Raw genomic sequence first — 18,481 nt, 5'->3', positions numbered from 1 at the left:
GCCCGATGAAGCCACGGCGGAGGGCGAACAACAGAAAACTAATAAAAAAAAGGGAAATCAAAACGCCGTTTGTACCGTGACGCGACGCGGGAGGCGTTCTTTTTTATGCGCAAATTTAAAGGAGAGGTTAAATGTTAACTATATACGATAAAGATTTAAAAGCTACCGGCATAATTGAAAACGCTTACAATATTTCAATAGAGCAACGTGTTAATCAATTATGGACGGCTGAGTTTTCGCTACCTATGGACGACCCTAAACGCTACCTTTGTTCGCATATGAACTATGTCGAGATAAGAGGCGAGCAAACCGCAGCAGACCCGGACGGAAGATATTACGGACTATATCGCATAATGCCGACGAATACGAGGAAAGCAATTGAAACTAACCGAGTTACTTACGAATTGGAGCACGTTCTAGCGACGTTACTAGACGATGTTATAAACGGACTATTACCGGCACTAATTAATCAGACAACTAGCGCCAACTTACAACGCATTCTAAACTTTCAAAGTACCGAGCATTGGCAGCTAGGAACGGTAGAGTTTGAGCGGTACTTTCAATATAGTTTCGAGAATGAAAACGGATTACTAGCGCCTATCTTATCCATTCCGAAAGCGTTCGATGAGGACTACGAGTTCACGTTTGATACTTCTTCGTATCCGTGGACATTAAACCTTGTAAAGCCTTCGAACGAGGTTACAAGCGAAATTAGATGGGGTAAAGATATGATTTCCTTTGAGGAAGTAAGCGACCCTACAGAAATAGTAAACTATATCATTCCGAAGGGGCAGGGCGAGGGAGTTAATCAGCTTACTATCGAGGACGTAAACGGCGGAGACGATTTTCTACAAGATAGCGCATCTATTACGGAGTGGGGAAAGCGTTCGTATATTTGGATAGACCGACGCTTTAAGGATGCCGACTCTTTAAAGGAATCCGGACAGGCGTTACTAAAGCAGTGGAAAGACCCGAAAATATCATTCTCTATTGACTCCGTGGACTTATCTATTTTACCGGAATACGCGCACGAAAGACGCCTGTTAAACGGTAGAACGCAAATAGTAGTTATAGACTCCGACTTTGATCGAACTTATTACGGCAGAATTATAGAAGCGAAAATACCGGACCTAGCGAAAGAGTTCGAAGTTGAGTACGTCATATCTAACCGCAGAGACGACGCAGCTACCATTCAAGCGGACATTGAACGCAAGCAACGAATTAACGAGGCATACTCGCAAGGCGCTACAAACATATTAGCGAGTAACTACCAGGACAATTGCGATAGCGATAACGCAGCTACTATTCCGATTTATATTGACGACGACGTACGCTACGTCAATACGTGCGAGTTAACTTATCGTACGAAGCCATTCCGTTCATACTCGCAAGCGACAGAAGGCGGAGGCGCAACAGTTAAAAGTACAAGCTCCGGAGGCGGGACGACTAAAACGACTAGTTCCGGAGGGGGTACGAGCAAGAGTACGAATAGTGGTGGAGGAACGTCTACTACGTCATCAAGCGGTGGCGGAGGTAGTACAACAAGCTCACAAAACAGTCAGTATCAGACGTTGAGTTTCGATAGTGGGTTAGATCAAGACGGCGACCCTGCCCCGGCAGGAAGGCACTTTCATAGAGTAAACGTGCCAACGTCAGCGTTAAATCATACTCATACAGTTAATTTTCCTTCGCATCAACATACGATTAGTATCCCATCGCATGCACATAGTTTTACTGTCCCGGAGCACCAACATAGCATTTCACTCGATCCACATAGCCATTCTATTAGTTTGCCGGACCATGTACACGATATTAAACACGGCATTTACCAACTAAACTCCACGCCTTCTCGCGTATTAATACGAGTAGACGGAAATCCTGCTAGTTCTACAGGAAATAGTGGAGACAGAGTCGACTTACTTCCGTACCTAGACCGAGACAGTGACGGAAAGGTTACGCGAGGTAGACACGAAATAACGCTAGTACCTAACGGATTAGCACGTATTGAGGCGGACGTAATATTCCGAATATTTATTCAATCGGATTTAGGTAGTAAAAATTAAAGGGGGCGCAGCTATGAACGCAAATAAGCAAGAGTTAACTTTTTCCGCATATAGTAACGAGGAATTAACGGACATTGACCGGTACGCTAAAGAACAAGGCGGACGGATCAAGTATGTAAAACATGAATGGAAAAAGGGTAGCCGGTATAAGGTAGTTGTCGAGGTATAACGGAGGATAGGCGTTGCTAGAACGCATTCAGACGCAACGAGAAACGTAAAGGCGGATAGTTGTCCGTCTTATTGCAACTGAGAGCGTTATATTATAATCGGACTTTAAAGCGAATTAAAACTTGCCATATCCGCCGAAGTTGGGTAGAATATAGGCAACGTTAATAACCGTTATGAAAGTCCGATAAAAACAATCGGTTTGAACAGTAACAACCCTGTTTATAGAATGCGAAAATGTCTGTAAATGCCGTTACGTCAACGTCTAAACAACCTTTAAACTTTGCGAGGGTATAACCTAACGATTCACCATCGATAATCCGAATGCTATCGTTTCTTGCGGATGCGGTTCATCCTTTAAAGCAAAAGAGCGTGAAGGAACACCGGAAAACTGTTAAATACTGCTTTAGGGTTATAAAAAACACGTCTTTTTAGCGATTAATAGTTATCGTTAAGAGGATGTGTTTTTTCTATGTAATGGAAGTAGTAAAGTCATAAAGGCGAATTGTGGAATCATGTTCAAGAAGAAAATATGGATTCTTATGATTATGTCAACTAGCGTAGAAGTCATTTTGAAGTGTTGTTAGTGGTATGATACCTTATACCAACCACTTCACAAAGTTAGCTTCAGCACCTGTACGTCCCGCTGGAGTTTACGTGGTGGCTTACGCTAAGGTGAAAACTCTACAAATTATGTAAGAGCTAGCATATGGAGTGGTATCAATCGTATCCATTAATTAGATAGCCTATCTGAATCCTTGCCCCACAGGACGCGGAGCATATTTCGGAGCTTTGCTACGCACATAAAACATGTCAAAGTTATCATCTGATAATCCAGCCTTACTTTACATAATCCGTATTATAGACAGCTTTATTATATACTTAAGTCAAGCCCGTTTTTTCTTTATCTAAGGACGTCTTGTGATGGGTGATGATATTCATGGCTACAATAAAGCAGGCAAAAAAATGCTTATGTTCGTTTTAGCATGAGGAATCGGCATGCAAATCTATTATACGAATTTCTTCATGCACAAGATTTTAATGGTGGGTTAGAGGAATAGGTGACGACTCTACTTTTTCCAGAAAAGAATTGGTCATTAAAGAATATAAGGAATTTGATCAAAATTTAAACATTTAGCAGAGGATAAACATATTAGAATGGGATAAAATACAATAAATATCCAATAGCATCAATATCGTGATTAGTACGATGGAAGAAATGCAGGATGTTACAGATAAATGTGTGAATGTTAGTTCCTTGCAACAAGCTAGAAGTATGCTGGTGAATGTTGAATCAGATATGAAAAGTGCTATTGATCAATCTATCAAATTACAAGAACGAATAAATAATACAATTCGAGATCAACCTGATCCAAAGTGGGATAGTGTAGAACCGTTTGATAAACTCCAGTCCAGTAATCGTTTAATTCGAAATGTGGAGAGTGCAGAATCAAGTATCCGAGAAAGTAATCAAGCACAGAATCGATTCCATCAGACGATGTAGAGGCTGTAGAATAGAATCCCAGCTAAGAAATTGCAACCTGGGCAGGTTATTAATTTAGGTAATGCAAGTAACTCTAGTGACGACAATAAAATGGCTGACGACAAATTGACGGGTATCGTAGCTTTTATTCAGAAAATGTTAAATATGTTCGATTTGGTTTCAGCATTGCGGTTGATAGTAAATTCGGTCCCGAAACACCAAAAGCATTGATCAAGGCATATCAGATTGAATTGAATAAACAGTTTGACGCTGACTGAAAGTGGATGGCGTCTGGGGTCCAAAAACACAAGGCGCTTCAGTTGTTATCAAAGAAGGTGCAAGAGGAAATCTTACCTGGATTCTACAGGCCATCTTGTTCTGTAAAGGGTTTGATCCAAAAAGGAATTGACGGTGTATTTTGGCGAGCTAACTGCAAAAGCTGTTAAAACATTTCAACGTGCTACAGGTATTAAGGTAGATGGTGTACCTGGTCCTGTGACGTTTGGCAAGCTGTTTAGCTAAGTAATTCGTTATTTGATACTATAATAAATTGTTTATGTAAAAAGCCTAGGCATGGGAAACCTGGGCTTAAATGTCGTTTGTTCTTAACACAAATTTATTTAACAATTGGTATATAAATATCAAAATGCGGATCATTTGGATCACGATCAACTGGGTAATATTCATGTTTAATCGGAGTATAAGGATCATAATAATCTACGCCGATTTCTTTATAAGGGGTATAGTCACTCTTATTTAGCCACTTATGTAACTCCGTATAGGTCTTTGTTATATTTTTCTCTTTTTCATGTCTTCCCTTTACATATGTCAATTCAGGAACTCGTATTTCAATCATCCCTTCAGGAATCTCTTGTTCCTCCCCGACTTCATACACTGCGTAATGTACGAATCCATCTTTTATTACATGGTAAGATAAACCTAATTGAATATGCGGATTCACTTTATATTTTAATTCATCAGCTCGGTCTTGACTTTGCTGAATAACGTTTTTTAAGTGTGGTGTGATTTCAGAAAATGTACCCTTCCATCGTAATCCTATTGCTCGATAGGCTGGTAACAAATAATATTTCATAATTCATTTTATCTCCCCCCATACATCCGTCCTTAAGAATTATTAATTCGCCCCCCAGAAAATTGTACCCACTCACTATAGAACTCTAGATATATCATAAATCATTCATCAGATTAAATCTTCCATTCTTCCTTTAGAACTGCATAAGAGTATTCATCCCACCAATCATCTCCATGAGGAATACATTTTTTAAAGTATCCTTCTCTTCTCATGCCGTTCTTTTCCATTACACGATAAGAGGGAACATTTTCCGGCTGACAAGTGGCTACAACCCTATGTAGGTCTAATTCTTGAAACTACGTATGATTAACCTTTCTGTTCTTATATACATGAAAGTCATCTACCAAAACGGGATTTTTCCGTGTTCGCTTGTTTCCGTTAATGAAATATGCAACGGTAAATATAATTTCACTATCTTAATAAATTTAAAACATTAATATATTCTAAATTAATATAAAGTGATCATTACTTGAAAGTTGATTCTTTTGGTTGTTCCAAGCCGAATTTCTCCCATTCTTCCTTAGAAGGCCCATATATTCCAGGTACCGATAATCCAGCTTTTCTGATGAGTATGGTCATTTGTCCGCGGTGATGAGTTTGGTGCTGATTGAGAGATAGTAATAGGCTTCCTATCGGCATTTGCTGGCCGAAAAAAGGTACTTTCTTTTGCAACGAGGTATCAGTCCAGTTCTTTTGAATCGCTTCAATAAAATTATGTGAGGTAGTTAAATAATGTTCAGCTACAATTTTTGCGGAGGAAGGAATAATCCAATCATCCTTTGGCGCATCGAATGTTAAACCTGCATGTGAAGAAATTAAATTAATGGAAGTGACCATATGCCAAGCAATGCGTCCGAGTTCCCACTGTTCATCTGATATTTTTTCCTTTATAGATTTATCTGTAAGTATTGTGAAAAGTTTATGAGTAGATTTTGATTCAAATTCTCAAGATAAATAAAAATCGTTTAATGTTCTATACATAATTACTTCCTCATGATTGAATCTTCTTAATATGTTTTAAATGAATATTGACAAATTCATACTTTTTATAATCTTTTTGATTTCTCAAGAAATTGAATGCCTCTTTCTTTTGGAATTGTATTTTGTATATAATTTTTGATGAATTCATAAGTATATGGGTCTTTACTCGTTTCAATCTCCTTTGTGGCCTTTTCTATATCATATATTGTTCGTCTAAATTCATAACCCTTTGGTGTAAGTAGAAGCCAATATGCACCTGGTTGGTTGGCAAAAGGCATGCCTACACTTCCAGCATTTAGAATACATACCTCCCCTAGTTGCTTTTGAAATTGTATATGTGTATGACCACACACAACCAATTGCTGTTCAACAGTACTAAAGATGTTAATGAGTTGATCTTTAGAAGTCAACGGTGTAAAAATCTCTTTATCACTTTTGGGAGTTGCATGACAGAATAAAATTTCTCCTAGTTCTTCAATTGAAAAAATCTTTAACTTATCTAGAGTAGCTAAAAAATCTCTTTGGGTACGTGATAATTGCTTAGACACCCAGTATTGTTTTTGACGTCCTTTCTCTGACATATGCATTAGGGGTTTTCCGTCATATGCCATAACTACCTCTCGATCGTTGTTTCCACTAATAAACTGAACGTCTTGGTCTGCTAATTGAAAAAGCCGTTCTAAAGTTTGAACTGGTAAAGGGCCAGAAACAATATCACCGCCAATGAGAATTAAATCTGGTTTTTCACTTTTTAGTTCATTAAGCACTGCGTTAAGAGCTGGAAGGTTTCCATGAATATCATAAAGCGCAGCAATTTTCATGTTTTTACCTCCTTGGTTAAAAAATACCTATTACATCATTATTCGAGCTTTTATGGGAATTTCCTGCAACAAAATCATATTTAGGGACATACTCATTAGGAACGACCTTGTCCTTCTTTCCTATTTAAAAGTGGTGGAATTTTTTTATTTAGTTATAGATTATGTAAATCCTACTGTGAGGTGAATATATTGTATCAAATATGTATATCCTTTAGAAAACTCAGCAATACTATTACAAAGTAAAATGCTGGGCGAAAGGAATAAATTGAATGGTAGTAATTAAAAATACAATCAGAAAAAAATGATGATTTTTTCTTTCAAACGATACTAATACATGACCAGCAAATCGAAATCGCTGGCCTTAAAAGTTTAGTTGATTTAACTGAAACCAAAAAATGCTTCAGGATTATATCGAACATAATGTCTCGAATGAAATTAAGATAGAGGATTTATTAAAAGAACTCGAAAATAGTAGTAAAAAAAAGATAATAAAGCAATTCAAGGAATTGAAGGAAAACTAATTATATTCCGACCATTACTAGATTTATATTTTATATATGAACCAGTATCAAATACATTATCACGTTCTATACAAGAACCTGCTAATGAAAATGTTGTACAAGGATCTGTAAGTTCTTTTACAGAAAACTTAGATACTAATTTAGGACTAATTCGAAAAGAAATTGTTTCATCAGATTTACTTATTAAAGGTTATATTTCTGAGTGTCTGAACAAAAGAGGATAAATCTTGTGTATTGTGGTAATAGGATTAAAACGGAGTTTTTAGACGATATAACAAAGAAAATCGAAAAAAACATTCGAAAACTTGATGTTAGAAGTCAACAGGATCTATATAAATTGCTTGGCTTTTCTTCATTGTCTACAATGCCAAAAATAATGACAACTGAATTACCTTCATGAGGTTGCGCAACATATAATGCAAAGAAGGGTCGTCATATTCAAGATAGACTTCCGATGGCATTTATTCTACCAGGTTTATTTTGGGATTTATTCACAGTAGAATCTGATAAGAATTATCCTTATCCATTAATGATATTTATTCTTATTCGTAATAGGATTTTTATGCACTTTACTAATTTTACGCGTGTTCCAGGTTTGTATGTGGCTCTAGTGTCAGTTAATCCAGGTGTTTTAAGAATAGAATGGCTCTATCCATAGCTCAAAGTAGACAAAATGTTCCTTATCCATCATTGATAGAAATCTTTTTAATGCTGTTAATTTTGGAATTGATATTGGAGGCGAGTGTTAGGTTGCCTCGAAGTATAGGTCCAACAATTACGATGGTAGGCGGGATAATTATTGGTCAAGCTGTCGTAAACGCGAATTTAGTGAGTAACTTACTCATTATTATATTAGCTGCAACCACTATTGCAAACTTTGCTATTGTTGGTATCCAAAATTCATTTGCATTAAGATTTTATAAATATTTGATTGTTCTTACATCTGCTGTCTATGGGGTGTTTGGTCTTTTATCAGGAATGGTATTTATCATGGCCTATTTAGGAAGTATACAAACATTTGGAGTTTCCTATTTAAGTTTTAAGATGGAAAGGGATGTATCGGAAATTGGTTAGGAATTTTCATTGGTGGTGCTAACAGCTATGATCATAAACAATTTGGTGGAAATGTAGATGCCTTAACAATTGTAGATGGAAATTCTAGTCATATTAGTCCTTATGTATACGAAGACTACAGTAAGGATGTAACACTAGTGGATTTCCAAAGGAATTGGGAAGACTATGTTGGACAAACTGTTTGTGTAGCAGGATATCATAATTATTCACCTAGGTGTGGGGAAATAGTGGATACTAGTTATTCAAAATCAAACTTATATGATATGAGAAGAGCAGACTATTATGCCGTGCCTGGAGACAGTGGAGGGACTGTTTATAGTGGTGAAAGTGGACTGCTTATGGGAATCCATCAAGGTAATGGAGGTGATTATGAAGTATATACGCAAGTGCATAATATCATTTCTGAGTTTGGCATCTATCCCTATCTAGATTAAACAGTCTAAATTAATTGTGTTAGACACTGGAAATTAGAACAAACTGTGTACGTATAAGGGCTACTGCACAGTTTGTTTTTTTGAAAAAATTGATGCGTAGATGCTCCTTCATCAGCAATCGATAGTTTCTTAGGCTAAATCTTTGAACCCTGATAGATATCCAGAATCCAGGGGAGGTTTGTACTGGATTCATTACAATTCCTCGTAGATTCTAGTTAAGTCCGTTTGCGAATGTTAAAGGCAATCACAGTACCTACATTTACCTTGCTTTTAATCTGTATTCCCGTTCCAAAGCCTTCAATTAGTCTTCTATGCGTATTTCTAAGCCCTATACCTGTAGAATTATCTAAATTGTTATGTTTTATCGAGCTAATGACATCCTTACTCATACCAACTCCATCATCCTTAATGATGATACGTAAATAATCTTTCTTCTTAAAAGCCTTAATTTCAATCGTCCCACCAGCAGCTTGTTGCATAATACCGTGTTTAATTGTGTTCTCAACAATTGGTTGAATCGTCAGAGTTGGTAAATAGAACCCTTCAGTATCTTCTATATTCAAATGAATTTCTAATCGGTCTCTAAACCTTACTTTTTCTATGTACAGATAGGATTCAACGACAGCGATCTCCTCTTTGAAAGGTGTCCATGTATTAAAGGAACCAGAGTCAAATTTACTACGTAGAAATTCACTGAACTCAGCTACTAATTTACGCATTTTTTCAACGTCTACGACACTTAATGCACTAATGGAATTTAAAGTATTAAAAATAAAATGGGGTTGTATTTGCGCTTGTAACCATTTTTCTTCCATTGCGGATTTTAATTCCTGTCTCATTTGATAAGTCAAAGCAAGCCCCAATCCTAGAGACCAGCCAATGATATGAGGCACAACCGATAAATATAAAAAATCCTTGAAATTCATGTTGCGTAGGTCCAATTAAATGATTTTCAATTTGACCACTAAACGCTAAATACCATCGATAAGAAAAAACAGGAACTAGAATAAAGAAGGAAGCGGCTGTATAAAGGTGCACTAAAAATTGAATCTTATTTGTTTTTACAAGCATCGTAATTGCCGAGATGATACAAACCATCACAATCACAAAATCATGATACAGATACCTGTCTGTCGGATTCGATTGATTAATATACGACATAATAACGGATAGTAAAATTAGCGCTATTATTCCTTTAAACCGTTTTCTTTGATCACCAATATTTCGAAATCTAAGTATTCCTTCCATTAAAAGAACAGCAGCAATTAACGTACCGCAATTGTTTAAAAAGATGTTTGAACTCCCAATCACAAAAAAGCTCATAAAAGATAAAGAAGCTGAAATAGCCCATATGGCTGTCCCTTTCACCATGGGGTTTATTCTCCAGAAAATAATCATCAAAATAAATGCCATAAAATTAACAATTCCTAAAACAATATCAAGTGTTGCTATATCAACTGTCATATAAGCCTCCGATTATTTTGATAGATTATTCGTATATAGTTGCTTCATTATATATAAATTATATGTGTGAAACAAGCATTGGGATAGATTTATAGATGATAGAATGTACACACTTTTTGATCATAAGGTTGTGAATTTACTTCAAAAATGCGTAGTTATTTTATTGAATCATTGAGTCTCGGGATTATTAATCATTTTTAATTACTTAAGGAGTTCAATACAAATTATTTATTTTTTTGTGCTATAGCACAAGAAATTTCCCATTTAAATTTATACAATGATAAAGAAACCTAAAAAAGGAGTGAAAAAATGTCTCAGTCCAATATTCCAAATATAACGCCGGAAATAAGTGTAACGAGAGATGATGCGATTAATTTACTGTTATCATCCATTGCCTTAGAAGAATTGGGTCTTAGTCATATAATAAATGCAGAAGGTGAGAAACTCCAATATGTTCTTGGAACATTACCTGGTGTATCTTCACCAACAGCTACAATTAGCGATATTTTAACAGTTAACGGGAGTGTGCAAGATACAATTTCAGCCATTACTAAAAAAGAGTTTATATTAGAAAACAAATTAGAAAGCATCCTTTCTACACCATCTGCTAACGGACCAACAGGACCAACAGGACCAACAGGACCAACAGGACCAACAGGGCCAACACAAGATACAGCTTGCGATTGTTGCGTCGAACCTTTAGCAGAAATATTTGAACAAATTCCTGAAGATTCATTAATTACTATAGGTAGTGTAGATACCAATACAGTAAACCTTCAGAACGTAACATTTTTAGGTTTTTCATCTGTTGGAAATTTCATTGTAATTGTCAATCAAGGTGGAAATACAATAGCATTACCATTATGCCAGGTTACAGCTGTAGCAGGGGATGTTCTAGAAGATGCGGAATTACAACCCCAAGTGACAAGTACTGGAGAGTGTGCTTGTTGTGAAGACCCAGTTGCTGAATTCTTATCTCTATATTCCACAGCTGACATTGATGTGAATGGAAGTGGATTTAATAATCTACAGAATTTAGACATCCTTGAAGTAGGGGAAGGACTAGTAAAAGTAGAAGGTAACTTAGGTGCAGGTAATAACTTTGCTGTTTTATCTCTTTGTCATATTAGTGCGATTTCTAACTTTGAATAGAATAAGAAGAGTAAAGGGAGGGGAGTGGTAGATATATGCCCTCCTTGAGGGCTTGTCAAGAAAAGTGTGTAAGTTATTCTAAATACTTTAAAACACGATCTTTAAGATGGTCATGAATTAATAACTGGTTCATCACCATAGCCCATTGCTGAATATGGCCACCTTCCCATTTATCTTCTAATTCTTTCGTTCGTAAATATAAGACTTTTAATAGGGCATTCTCGTGTGGGAATGCTCCTTTTTGGGTAACTTTGCGATAGCTGGAGTGAACACTTTCTACAGCATTTGTTGTATACATGATTTAGCGAATCGCACTACCGTAGTCAAAAAGCTGTTCTACATGAGAGAGGTGACGTTTCCATACATCAATGGCTCCAGGATAAGAAGACCACTGTTGTTGAAAGGTTTCAAAAGCGCTGCGGCAAGCTTTTAGACTAGATGCTCCATACACTTTTCGCAAAGCAGCTGTGAAGGGTTTGTAGTCTTTGCTTGCTACATATTTAAGTGAATTTCGAATAAGGTAATACATCGTTGTACCGTAACCGCCGGAAAAATGGCACGAGCACCTTCTTCCAATCCACTTACGCCATCAATAGATAGAAAGAAGATATCTTCTACTCCTCTTGTTTTAATCTCATCGAAGATTTGCATCCATTTATGCTTACTTTCGGTTTCATTGAGCCATAAGCCTAGTATCTCTTTCTTGCCTTCCATGGTGTACCCAAGCATTGTATATACCGCGTATTTCTTCGTTTCGTAATCATTACGAACAGTTGCGTAAAGGCAATCCACAAAGACAAAAGGATAACAAGGTTGTAAGGGTCTTGTTTGCCATTCTTCTAATTCTGTCAACACATGATCCGTAATGTTAGATACCATTTCGTGAGACACAGAAAACCCATAAATATCTTCCGAGGAAATATCCCTCTGGGACATACCGCGGGCGTACATGGAAATTACTTTGTTTTCAATGGCGGAGACATCTCGTTGGCGTTTGGGAATGACTTGTGGTTCGAATGAGCCGTCACGATCTCTTGGCACTTCTAGTTCCACTTCTCCCGTTGATGTTTTGACGGTTTTCTTTCCGTATCCATTACGTCGGTTTGGAGTACTTTTGTGCCCTTTTTCATTGGAGGAATAACCTAAGTGATGGTCCATTTCGCCTTTTAACATCGTCTCAAACATAGGACCAAAAATGTCTTTTAATGCATGTTGCATATCTTCTACCGTCTCAGGTTGATACTGTTCGATAATCTTGTTAGCTAAATCTACGGAGTTAGGATCTCTTTTCGGTTTGCCCATTTTTAACACTCCTTTAGCTTTGTACTTATTATTCTAACAAATAAAAAACTGTGTGAGTAAGAAATCGTACGCATTTCTTACTTACACAGTTTATATTACACTCCCACTTATCCTATCTTCATTTCTACCTTCTCAAAATACTCTTTTAAAATGACCAACACTTTCTTACGAATAGCCGGCTTAAAATAATTTCTTTTTCTCTGCTTTCCCTTTGCAAAAATAAGTGTACTCCGTAAATGTATCTGTCTGGTTAGTTTCTAGCACATCGATCTTCTCTTGACTAATCCTTATCTTTGATTGCCGTCTTTCTTCAATGGCTTTCTTTTCGATACTTTCCAGTAACATAACGTAAGGTTCGTTGAGTTTGAATATTGACTGATTACGTAATTTCTCCAAGTTCTTTTGTATTACTTGTATGGCCAAAGATAAAAATAAATAACGCGATCCAAGTTGAAATTCTTCATTGCTCAAATATCGCATTGTTTTCACCTCACTATTTTTTTACTTCATTATATAATTCTTTTAAATATTTACCAAGAACATTCGTTCGTGTTGGTGCGAAGAAAAATACTGGTGGTGATTAAGATGCAATGAAGTCGTTTTATGATGAAACAGGAAGCGCAAATAAGATCGTACGATAAAACATAAAAATGTATTAGTTAGGCTTAGAGGACCTAATATGGATGAAGAAAAATACACCGAATATAAAAATGTATTAGAATTATCGAATTAAAAACAAAAGCACCTACCGAATAAGTAGATGCTTGAATTTTTGTGATACTGTATATGATACACTTTCAATAAAAATAATGTATTATTATATTTCGATCTTAAACACAAAAACGCTGATATATAGGTGTTTAGTGATATTTTTATAATTATAATTTTACCACTAAAACATGCTTGTTGAGTGTTTCGGTTGTACTCTTGCTTTTGGATCCATAAATGCTTTGGCATTGTTTACTGCAGTTGGGCCTTCACCAAATCCGGCAGCGATCAGGTTTACTTTACCTGGGTACGTACAAATATCACCTGCTGCGTAAATTCCAGGCACATTTGTTTCCATTTTTGAATTAACAACGATACTGTTTTTATCAATTTCCAGACCCCAGTTTTTAATTGGACCAAGTGAAGAAATGAAGCCGTAATTCACTAGTACGTGATCGACATCTAAAACAATCTCTTTATCACTTTTAACTTCCTTCAATCGAACTTGATCAATCTTGTTTTGTCCGATTAGGCTTTCTGGTACATAAGGTGTTAAAATATTCACATTGGAATTCATTAAATTTTCTACACTTGCTTCATGCGCCCGGAAAGTTTCACGTCGGTGAACCAAGGAAACTTCTTTCGCAATAGGTTCTAACATTAATGCCCAGTCTACCGCTGAATCTCCACCACCAAATAATACAACCCGCTGATCACGGAACTTATCCATATTATCAACGAAATAGTGCAGGTTTTTATCTTCAAATTGTTCCGCATTATCAATGGTAAGTTTTCGCGGCTGAAATGCGCCATTGCCGCCAGTGATAATGATCACTTTGGAGTAATGTTCTTCGGTAGGAGTAGTAATTCGAAAAGTTTCTTCATCTATACGTTCTACGTTCTCAACAGATTGGTCCAAGACAATTTCGGGTTTAAACATATCTGTTTGTTCTTTTAAGTTGTCAACGAGTTCTTGCGCACGAACTTTTGGGAAGCCCGCAATATCATATATATATTTCTCAGGATATAAGGCGCTGAGTTGCCCTCCAATCTGTGGAAGGCTTTCAATAATTTTGACAGAAGACTGTCTTAAACCACCGTAAAAGGCAGTGAATAATCCAACCGGACCTGCGCCGATAATGGTTATATCATACACTTCATTTGACATCATAGATTCCCCCTAATGCATACATCAATGACATTTATTTTAACACAATAGTGCAGATTATGTCATTATTGTAAGGTTTTAATTCACGATTTGTACAAATTGCTAAGTGAAATTTTTTTGTCTAAAAATCATACAAAAACAAAATAAGGGTTGAAAAATGTCGTAAAAAGGTCTAACATATACTATGGACTAATTAGTAATATAGTTGTATCATTGCGGATTAGTACGTGAAAAATATCACGAACTAAACAGAAAAATAATTAAATGGATGTGAGAAGCATGAATAACCCAAAAATAGTTATACTTGGAGCAGGTTATGGTGGATTAACTACCGTTGCAAAATTACAAAATAAACTTGGTGTAAATGACGCTCAAATTACACTTGTCAACAAAAACGACTATCATTATGAATCTACATGGTTACATGAAGCAGCTGCAGGTACATTACACCATGATCGTAGCCGAGTAAAAATTGCTGATTTAATTGATTCAGCAAAGGTGAATTTTGTACAAGATACAGTAACTGCAATTAAACCAGACGAAAAGAAAGTGGAATTACAAGATGGGAATGCGCTTGACTATGATTATTTAGTTGTAGCACTAGGATTTGAAGCAGCTACATTTGGTATTCCAGGATTGCTTGAGAATGCATTTACGATCGGAAGCATTAATAAAGCACGTCAAATTCGTGAGCATATCGATTATCAATTTGCTACGTATAACAATGAACCAGAAACGAAGCAAGAACGTCTTAATATCGTAGTTGGCGGTGGAGGTTTTACTGGTATTGAATTTGTTGGTGAATTAGCAAACCGTGTACCACAACTATGTGAAGAATATGACATTGACCGAAACAAAGTACGTATTATCGTTGTAGAAGCTATGGATTCTATTATGCCAGGATTCGATCCTGAATTAATCGAGTATGCGATGAATTCATTAGAAGCTCGTGGTGTAGAATTTAAGCTTGGTGCTTTCTTGAAAGAAGTACGAGCTGAAGGTATTACAGTAGAACAAAACGATGAAAAAGAAGATATACCGACGATGACAACAGTATGGGCTGCTGGTGTACGAGCTAATCACTTAGTTGAGGAATCTGCATTAGAAGATAACCGTGGTAAAGTAGAAGTAACGCCAGAATTACGTGCACCATCTCATGAAGATGTGTTCGTTGTTGGAGATTGTGCATTAGTATGGAACAAAGAAATTGATCGTCCATATCCACCAACAGCTCAAATCGCGATGCAAGAAGCAGAAGTTTGTGCACATAACTTGATCGCGCTAGTAAAAGGTGGAGAATTAGAACACTTTGAATTCATTAACCGAGGTACTGTTTGTTCATTAGGCCATAATGATGCAATGGGTTCTATTTTTGGCGGCAAAAAAATCTTTGGATGGACTGCTTCTGTCATGAAGAAAGTTATCGACAACCGTGCCTTATTTAAAATCGGTGGTGTAGGGTTACTATTGAAAAAAGGAAAATTCAATTTCTTTTCATAATAGGTGAAAAAAACAGAGGATCGATTCCTCTGTTTTTTCTTTCATCTGAGATTATTCATTTCTTACAATCCATTGAACAGTATTGCGCTTGGGGACACCTCAAGCTACAATATAATGTGTGACAGATTTTGATATGGTGGAAGAGGAGTTTAGCAATGATTCAATTATTTATATCGGTTCTCTTATTTTTCGTCTTGTTTTTTGGTATCAGCTTTATTCTTAATATGATTTTACGACAAACATGGCTGATGGCTTTTGTTTTTCCTATTATTGTCATATTAATTGTGGATACCTTCTCATTTTCTACATATTTCAAGGATCCTGGGTTTGCCTTTTCAACATTATGGCATGAGATCATTACGTTAGGTTATCAAGATGCCATTATTTTATTATCAGGATTCATTGGTACACTTACAGCTGGGTTTGTCATTCGCTTCTTGCGGAAAAATGGCTACCAAATGTTTTAACATCACAAAAATGTATATTTTCCGTATGTAGTGGAAAAGATTACACCTAGAGAGGTGTGATCTTTTTATGTTAGTAAAAAAAATGATTAAGAATCTAGTAATGGTCCTCATGTTTTTTTGTGCTGTCATTTCCAGTTTTACAATGATATCAAATGTTTCAGCAAAGGAAGTAATTACTAGCTTGCGAGATGGTGGCGAAGCATACACGTTTCATTATCAACAAGACAGGGAAGTATTAGCGAAAAAAAAATATATCAATTTTCGCGATAATATCACATATATTTCGAGTGAAGAAATTGAAGCCCCGGCAACTTTAGAAGAAACGTTAGATTTAAGTCAATACGAAAAGAAACATGTTGTGGCTACAGGTTATACTGCTGGGGTGGAGTCGACAGGAAAGTCGCCTGGTCATCCGGCCTATGGTATTACTTATTCAGGAGTTAAAGTAACCAGAGATTTATATTCGACGATCGCAGCAGATATTGACATTTTCCCAATAGGAACGATCTTGTACATTCCCGATTATGGTTATGGTGTTGTGGCAGATACAGGTGGTGCAATCAACGGACATAAAATTGATTTGTATTATCCAACTGTCAAAGAAGTGTATGACAAATGGGGAAAGAAAAATGTTGATGTTTATGTTGTTGAATATGGTGAAGGAAAGTTGACAGAAGATGTATTATCTGAATTAAATAATACCGAAGCATTACAAGTGTTTAGGTCGCAGTATAAAGCAGAGTAAAAAAACAGCCGATAAGGCTGTTTTTTTTACTTATAACCAATTCCAATCATTGAAGCGAATGGCAGACGTGAACGCGTTCAAGATTATATAAGTTCTGATAATATAGATTATGTAAGTAGAACTGTCTGACATTGTGGTAATTTTGATAGATTTCATAAAGCTCCGGAAATATGCTCTGCGTCCTGTGGGGTCGGCCTCAACTTCCTCAGAAAGCAAAGACCGCTTTCCTGCGGGATTTTCGGACACGACTGATCCCACGGGAGTCTCCGCATATTTCCTACGCTTAAGTGAAGTGCTACAACGTATGGAACAGCTAAAAGCAGTGATTCTAGGCATTATGTTATTCAAATGCTGATATTTATGAAAGAGAATCAATATGCTAGCTCTTACAAAGGTTGTAGAGCACCTATTCTAGCGTAGGCCAACCACGTAGACTCCCGCGGGACGTGCAGGTGCTGAAGATCCACTTTGTGAAGCGGTATTCTTCACAAAGTTAGCTTCAGCCGTGCCCCGCAGGACGCGAAGTGGTTGGACGGAGCGTTATCCTAGCACATTAATCATTTCAAAATGGGCATGTTGATGATCTGTCTAGCTAGTTGACATAATCTATGTTATAAGTAGCTGTATATTATTTTGTTAGTTAGGATCGGGTGGACTTTCCCGGTTTTTCTTAGTTAACATTATTTACTAGGTATTTAGAAAAGCGGATAAAGTAAGAAAGCTAAGATGATCCCTGTTAATCCACCAAAGAACACTTCTATTGGTTGATGTCCGAGCAACTCTTTTAATTCTTTTTGCTTTTCGTATTCCCCTTTTTGTGCCCATCCTTTTGCTTCAGATACAAAGCGATGGAAGTCTTTAACTAAGGTATTTAATAAAATGGCTTGTTCCCCAGCTTGTCTCCGAATTCCTGTTGCATCAAACATGATGATAATGGCAAAAACACAGGAAACAGCAAATATACCCGAGGATACACCGTGCTCGATGCCGATTCCAGTTGCAAGTGAGGTTACAGCAGCAGAGTGACTGCTCGGCATTCCTCCAGTGCTAAATGCAAGGCCAGGCCTAAATTCCTTCGTTGCAATCAGGTGAAGTGGGACTTTAACGGTTTGGGCAAATGTGATAGAAATTAATGCAACCCATAGTGGAAAGTTATCGAAAAGCTCCAATGAGAACATCCTCTCTTTCTTTCAGATGGATATGAGTACAGTATGTTTGCTAACTATTATAGCATAGCATTTACCTGTTTAGTATCGATTAAAAAGCAATTAACATGCTCTTATTATGAATAAGATGAGATCAAATATGCTACTCATCTTTTCTATTTAATCAATACGGAA

The 18,481-nt window shown here is 36.7% G+C and carries 18 protein-coding genes and 4 pseudogenes; 12 read left to right on the top strand and 10 right to left on the bottom strand.

Annotated features, from left to right (window positions below):
• Positions 1-131: 131 nt before the first annotated feature.
• The 5 genes and pseudogenes from MUN88_RS19095 to MUN88_RS19075 all read left to right on the top strand — a co-directional run bounded on the left by MUN88_RS19095 (position 132) and on the right by MUN88_RS19075 (position 4,233).
• Positions 132-2,063, top strand: a complete 1,932-nt coding sequence (locus tag MUN88_RS19095; RefSeq protein WP_244718178.1) for a phage tail spike protein — start codon at positions 132-134, stop codon at positions 2,061-2,063.
• 13 nt (positions 2,064-2,076) lie between these two features.
• Positions 2,077-2,232 (top strand): hypothetical protein, encoded by a 156-nt coding sequence (locus MUN88_RS19090; protein ID WP_244718176.1) that lies wholly within the window; start codon positions 2,077-2,079, stop codon positions 2,230-2,232.
• Between the two features lie 301 nt (positions 2,233-2,533).
• A pseudogene (locus MUN88_RS19085) lies at positions 2,534-2,626 on the top strand (HesB/IscA family protein); the annotation flags it as partial.
• Between the two features lie 800 nt (positions 2,627-3,426).
• Positions 3,427-3,732, top strand: coding sequence for a hypothetical protein (locus MUN88_RS19080; protein ID WP_244718173.1), 306 nt, complete (start codon positions 3,427-3,429; stop codon positions 3,730-3,732).
• A gap of 390 nt (positions 3,733-4,122) precedes the next feature.
• Entirely contained in the window at positions 4,123-4,233 is a 111-nt protein-coding gene (locus MUN88_RS19075) for a peptidoglycan-binding domain-containing protein (RefSeq protein ID WP_244718170.1), read from the top strand.
• 94 nt (positions 4,234-4,327) lie between these two features.
• On the opposite strand, the gene MUN88_RS19070 is transcribed toward MUN88_RS19075, so the two are convergent.
• The 4 genes and pseudogenes from MUN88_RS19070 to MUN88_RS19055 all read right to left on the bottom strand — a co-directional run bounded on the left by MUN88_RS19070 (position 4,328) and on the right by MUN88_RS19055 (position 6,606).
• Positions 4,328-4,804, bottom strand: a complete 477-nt coding sequence (locus MUN88_RS19070; protein WP_244718167.1) for a GyrI-like domain-containing protein — start codon at positions 4,802-4,804, stop codon at positions 4,328-4,330.
• A gap of 113 nt (positions 4,805-4,917) precedes the next feature.
• A pseudogene (locus MUN88_RS19065) lies at positions 4,918-5,100 on the bottom strand (GNAT family N-acetyltransferase); the annotation flags it as partial.
• A 169-nt stretch (positions 5,101-5,269) separates the two neighbouring features.
• A pseudogene (locus MUN88_RS19060) lies at positions 5,270-5,785 on the bottom strand (DinB family protein).
• Between the two features lie 65 nt (positions 5,786-5,850).
• A complete protein-coding gene (locus MUN88_RS19055) occupies positions 5,851-6,606 on the bottom strand; it encodes a metallophosphoesterase family protein (protein WP_244718164.1) in 756 nt (251 codons plus the stop codon).
• Positions 6,607-7,102: 496 nt separating this feature from the next.
• Here MUN88_RS19055 and MUN88_RS21915 point away from each other — a divergent pair, with 496 nt between their 5' ends.
• The 3 genes from MUN88_RS21915 to MUN88_RS19045 all read left to right on the top strand — a co-directional run bounded on the left by MUN88_RS21915 (position 7,103) and on the right by MUN88_RS19045 (position 8,635).
• Entirely contained in the window at positions 7,103-7,351 is a 249-nt protein-coding gene (locus tag MUN88_RS21915) for a spore germination protein (RefSeq protein ID WP_369810003.1), read from the top strand.
• A 418-nt stretch (positions 7,352-7,769) separates the two neighbouring features.
• Complete coding sequence (locus tag MUN88_RS19050; protein WP_244718161.1) at positions 7,770-8,201, top strand: spore germination protein; 432 nt, start codon at positions 7,770-7,772, stop codon at positions 8,199-8,201.
• A 137-nt stretch (positions 8,202-8,338) separates the two neighbouring features.
• A complete protein-coding gene (locus MUN88_RS19045; RefSeq protein ID WP_244718159.1) occupies positions 8,339-8,635 on the top strand; it encodes a chymotrypsin family serine protease in 297 nt (98 codons plus the stop codon).
• A gap of 215 nt (positions 8,636-8,850) precedes the next feature.
• Here the strand turns inward: MUN88_RS19045 and MUN88_RS19040 are convergent, their stop codons facing one another.
• Positions 8,851-9,450 (bottom strand): sensor histidine kinase, encoded by a 600-nt coding sequence (locus tag MUN88_RS19040; protein WP_244718156.1) that lies wholly within the window; start codon positions 9,448-9,450, stop codon positions 8,851-8,853.
• Complete coding sequence (locus MUN88_RS19035; protein ID WP_244718153.1) at positions 9,401-10,099, bottom strand: hypothetical protein; 699 nt, start codon at positions 10,097-10,099, stop codon at positions 9,401-9,403. Before MUN88_RS19035 ends, MUN88_RS19040 begins: the two co-directional genes overlap by 50 nt.
• 309 nt (positions 10,100-10,408) lie before the next feature.
• Between MUN88_RS19035 and MUN88_RS19030 the strand changes: the two genes are divergently transcribed.
• Entirely contained in the window at positions 10,409-11,251 is an 843-nt protein-coding gene (locus MUN88_RS19030) for an alpha-helical endospore appendage domain-containing protein (RefSeq protein ID WP_244718150.1), read from the top strand.
• A 73-nt stretch (positions 11,252-11,324) separates the two neighbouring features.
• Here MUN88_RS19030 and MUN88_RS19025 read toward each other — a convergent pair.
• The 3 genes and pseudogenes from MUN88_RS19025 to MUN88_RS19015 all read right to left on the bottom strand — a co-directional run bounded on the left by MUN88_RS19025 (position 11,325) and on the right by MUN88_RS19015 (position 14,429).
• Positions 11,325-12,553: pseudogene (locus tag MUN88_RS19025) on the bottom strand (IS256 family transposase).
• 180 nt (positions 12,554-12,733) lie between these two features.
• The gene (locus MUN88_RS19020) at positions 12,734-13,033 is read right to left on the bottom strand and encodes a YhjD family protein (protein WP_244718147.1); all 300 of its coding nucleotides are present in this window, start codon (positions 13,031-13,033) and stop codon (positions 12,734-12,736) included.
• A 412-nt stretch (positions 13,034-13,445) separates the two neighbouring features.
• Positions 13,446-14,429, bottom strand: a complete 984-nt coding sequence (locus MUN88_RS19015) for an NAD(P)/FAD-dependent oxidoreductase (protein ID WP_244724633.1) — start codon at positions 14,427-14,429, stop codon at positions 13,446-13,448.
• A gap of 279 nt (positions 14,430-14,708) precedes the next feature.
• Here MUN88_RS19015 and MUN88_RS19010 point away from each other — a divergent pair, with 279 nt between their 5' ends.
• The 3 genes from MUN88_RS19010 to spsC all read left to right on the top strand — a co-directional run bounded on the left by MUN88_RS19010 (position 14,709) and on the right by spsC (position 17,141).
• On the top strand, positions 14,709-15,929 hold the full coding sequence (locus MUN88_RS19010) for an NAD(P)/FAD-dependent oxidoreductase (RefSeq protein ID WP_244718144.1): 1,221 nt from the start codon (positions 14,709-14,711) through the stop codon (positions 15,927-15,929).
• 155 nt (positions 15,930-16,084) lie between these two features.
• The gene (locus MUN88_RS19005; protein ID WP_244718142.1) at positions 16,085-16,396 is read left to right on the top strand and encodes a YuiB family protein; all 312 of its coding nucleotides are present in this window, start codon (positions 16,085-16,087) and stop codon (positions 16,394-16,396) included.
• 67 nt (positions 16,397-16,463) lie between these two features.
• The gene (spsC, locus tag MUN88_RS19000) at positions 16,464-17,141 is read left to right on the top strand and encodes a stationary phase survival protein SpsC (protein WP_244718140.1); all 678 of its coding nucleotides are present in this window, start codon (positions 16,464-16,466) and stop codon (positions 17,139-17,141) included.
• A gap of 695 nt (positions 17,142-17,836) precedes the next feature.
• Here spsC and MUN88_RS18995 read toward each other — a convergent pair.
• Complete coding sequence (locus tag MUN88_RS18995) at positions 17,837-18,310, bottom strand: divergent PAP2 family protein (protein ID WP_244718138.1); 474 nt, start codon at positions 18,308-18,310, stop codon at positions 17,837-17,839.
• Between the last annotated feature and the right edge of the window lie 171 nt (positions 18,311-18,481).

It is taken from the genome of Gracilibacillus caseinilyticus (assembly GCF_022919115.1).
Lineage (GTDB): Bacteria > Bacillota > Bacilli > Bacillales > Amphibacillaceae > Gracilibacillus > Gracilibacillus caseinilyticus.
This window is presented reverse-complemented; position numbering and strand designations above follow the sequence as displayed.

Coding starts and splice junctions, on each gene's coding strand:
- MUN88_RS19095 (WP_244718178.1), top strand. CDS start 132: ATGTTAACTATATACGATAAAGATTTAAAAGCTACCGGCATAATTGAA.
- MUN88_RS19090 (WP_244718176.1), top strand. CDS start 2,077: ATGAACGCAAATAAGCAAGAGTTAACTTTTTCCGCATATAGTAACGAG.
- MUN88_RS19070 (WP_244718167.1), bottom strand. CDS start 4,804: ATGAAATATTATTTGTTACCAGCCTATCGAGCAATAGGATTACGATGG.
- MUN88_RS19055 (WP_244718164.1), bottom strand. CDS start 6,606: ATGAAAATTGCTGCGCTTTATGATATTCATGGAAACCTTCCAGCTCTT.
- MUN88_RS19050 (WP_244718161.1), top strand. CDS start 7,770: ATGGCTCTATCCATAGCTCAAAGTAGACAAAATGTTCCTTATCCATCA.
- MUN88_RS19040 (WP_244718156.1), bottom strand. CDS start 9,450: ATGGAAGAAAAATGGTTACAAGCGCAAATACAACCCCATTTTATTTTT.
- MUN88_RS19035 (WP_244718153.1), bottom strand. CDS start 10,099: ATGACAGTTGATATAGCAACACTTGATATTGTTTTAGGAATTGTTAAT.
- MUN88_RS19030 (WP_244718150.1), top strand. CDS start 10,409: ATGTCTCAGTCCAATATTCCAAATATAACGCCGGAAATAAGTGTAACG.
- MUN88_RS19020 (WP_244718147.1), bottom strand. CDS start 13,033: ATGCGATATTTGAGCAATGAAGAATTTCAACTTGGATCGCGTTATTTA.
- MUN88_RS19015 (WP_244724633.1), bottom strand. CDS start 14,429: ATGTCAAATGAAGTGTATGATATAACCATTATCGGCGCAGGTCCGGTT.
- MUN88_RS19010 (WP_244718144.1), top strand. CDS start 14,709: ATGAATAACCCAAAAATAGTTATACTTGGAGCAGGTTATGGTGGATTA.
- MUN88_RS19005 (WP_244718142.1), top strand. CDS start 16,085: ATGATTCAATTATTTATATCGGTTCTCTTATTTTTCGTCTTGTTTTTT.
- spsC (WP_244718140.1), top strand. CDS start 16,464: ATGTTAGTAAAAAAAATGATTAAGAATCTAGTAATGGTCCTCATGTTT.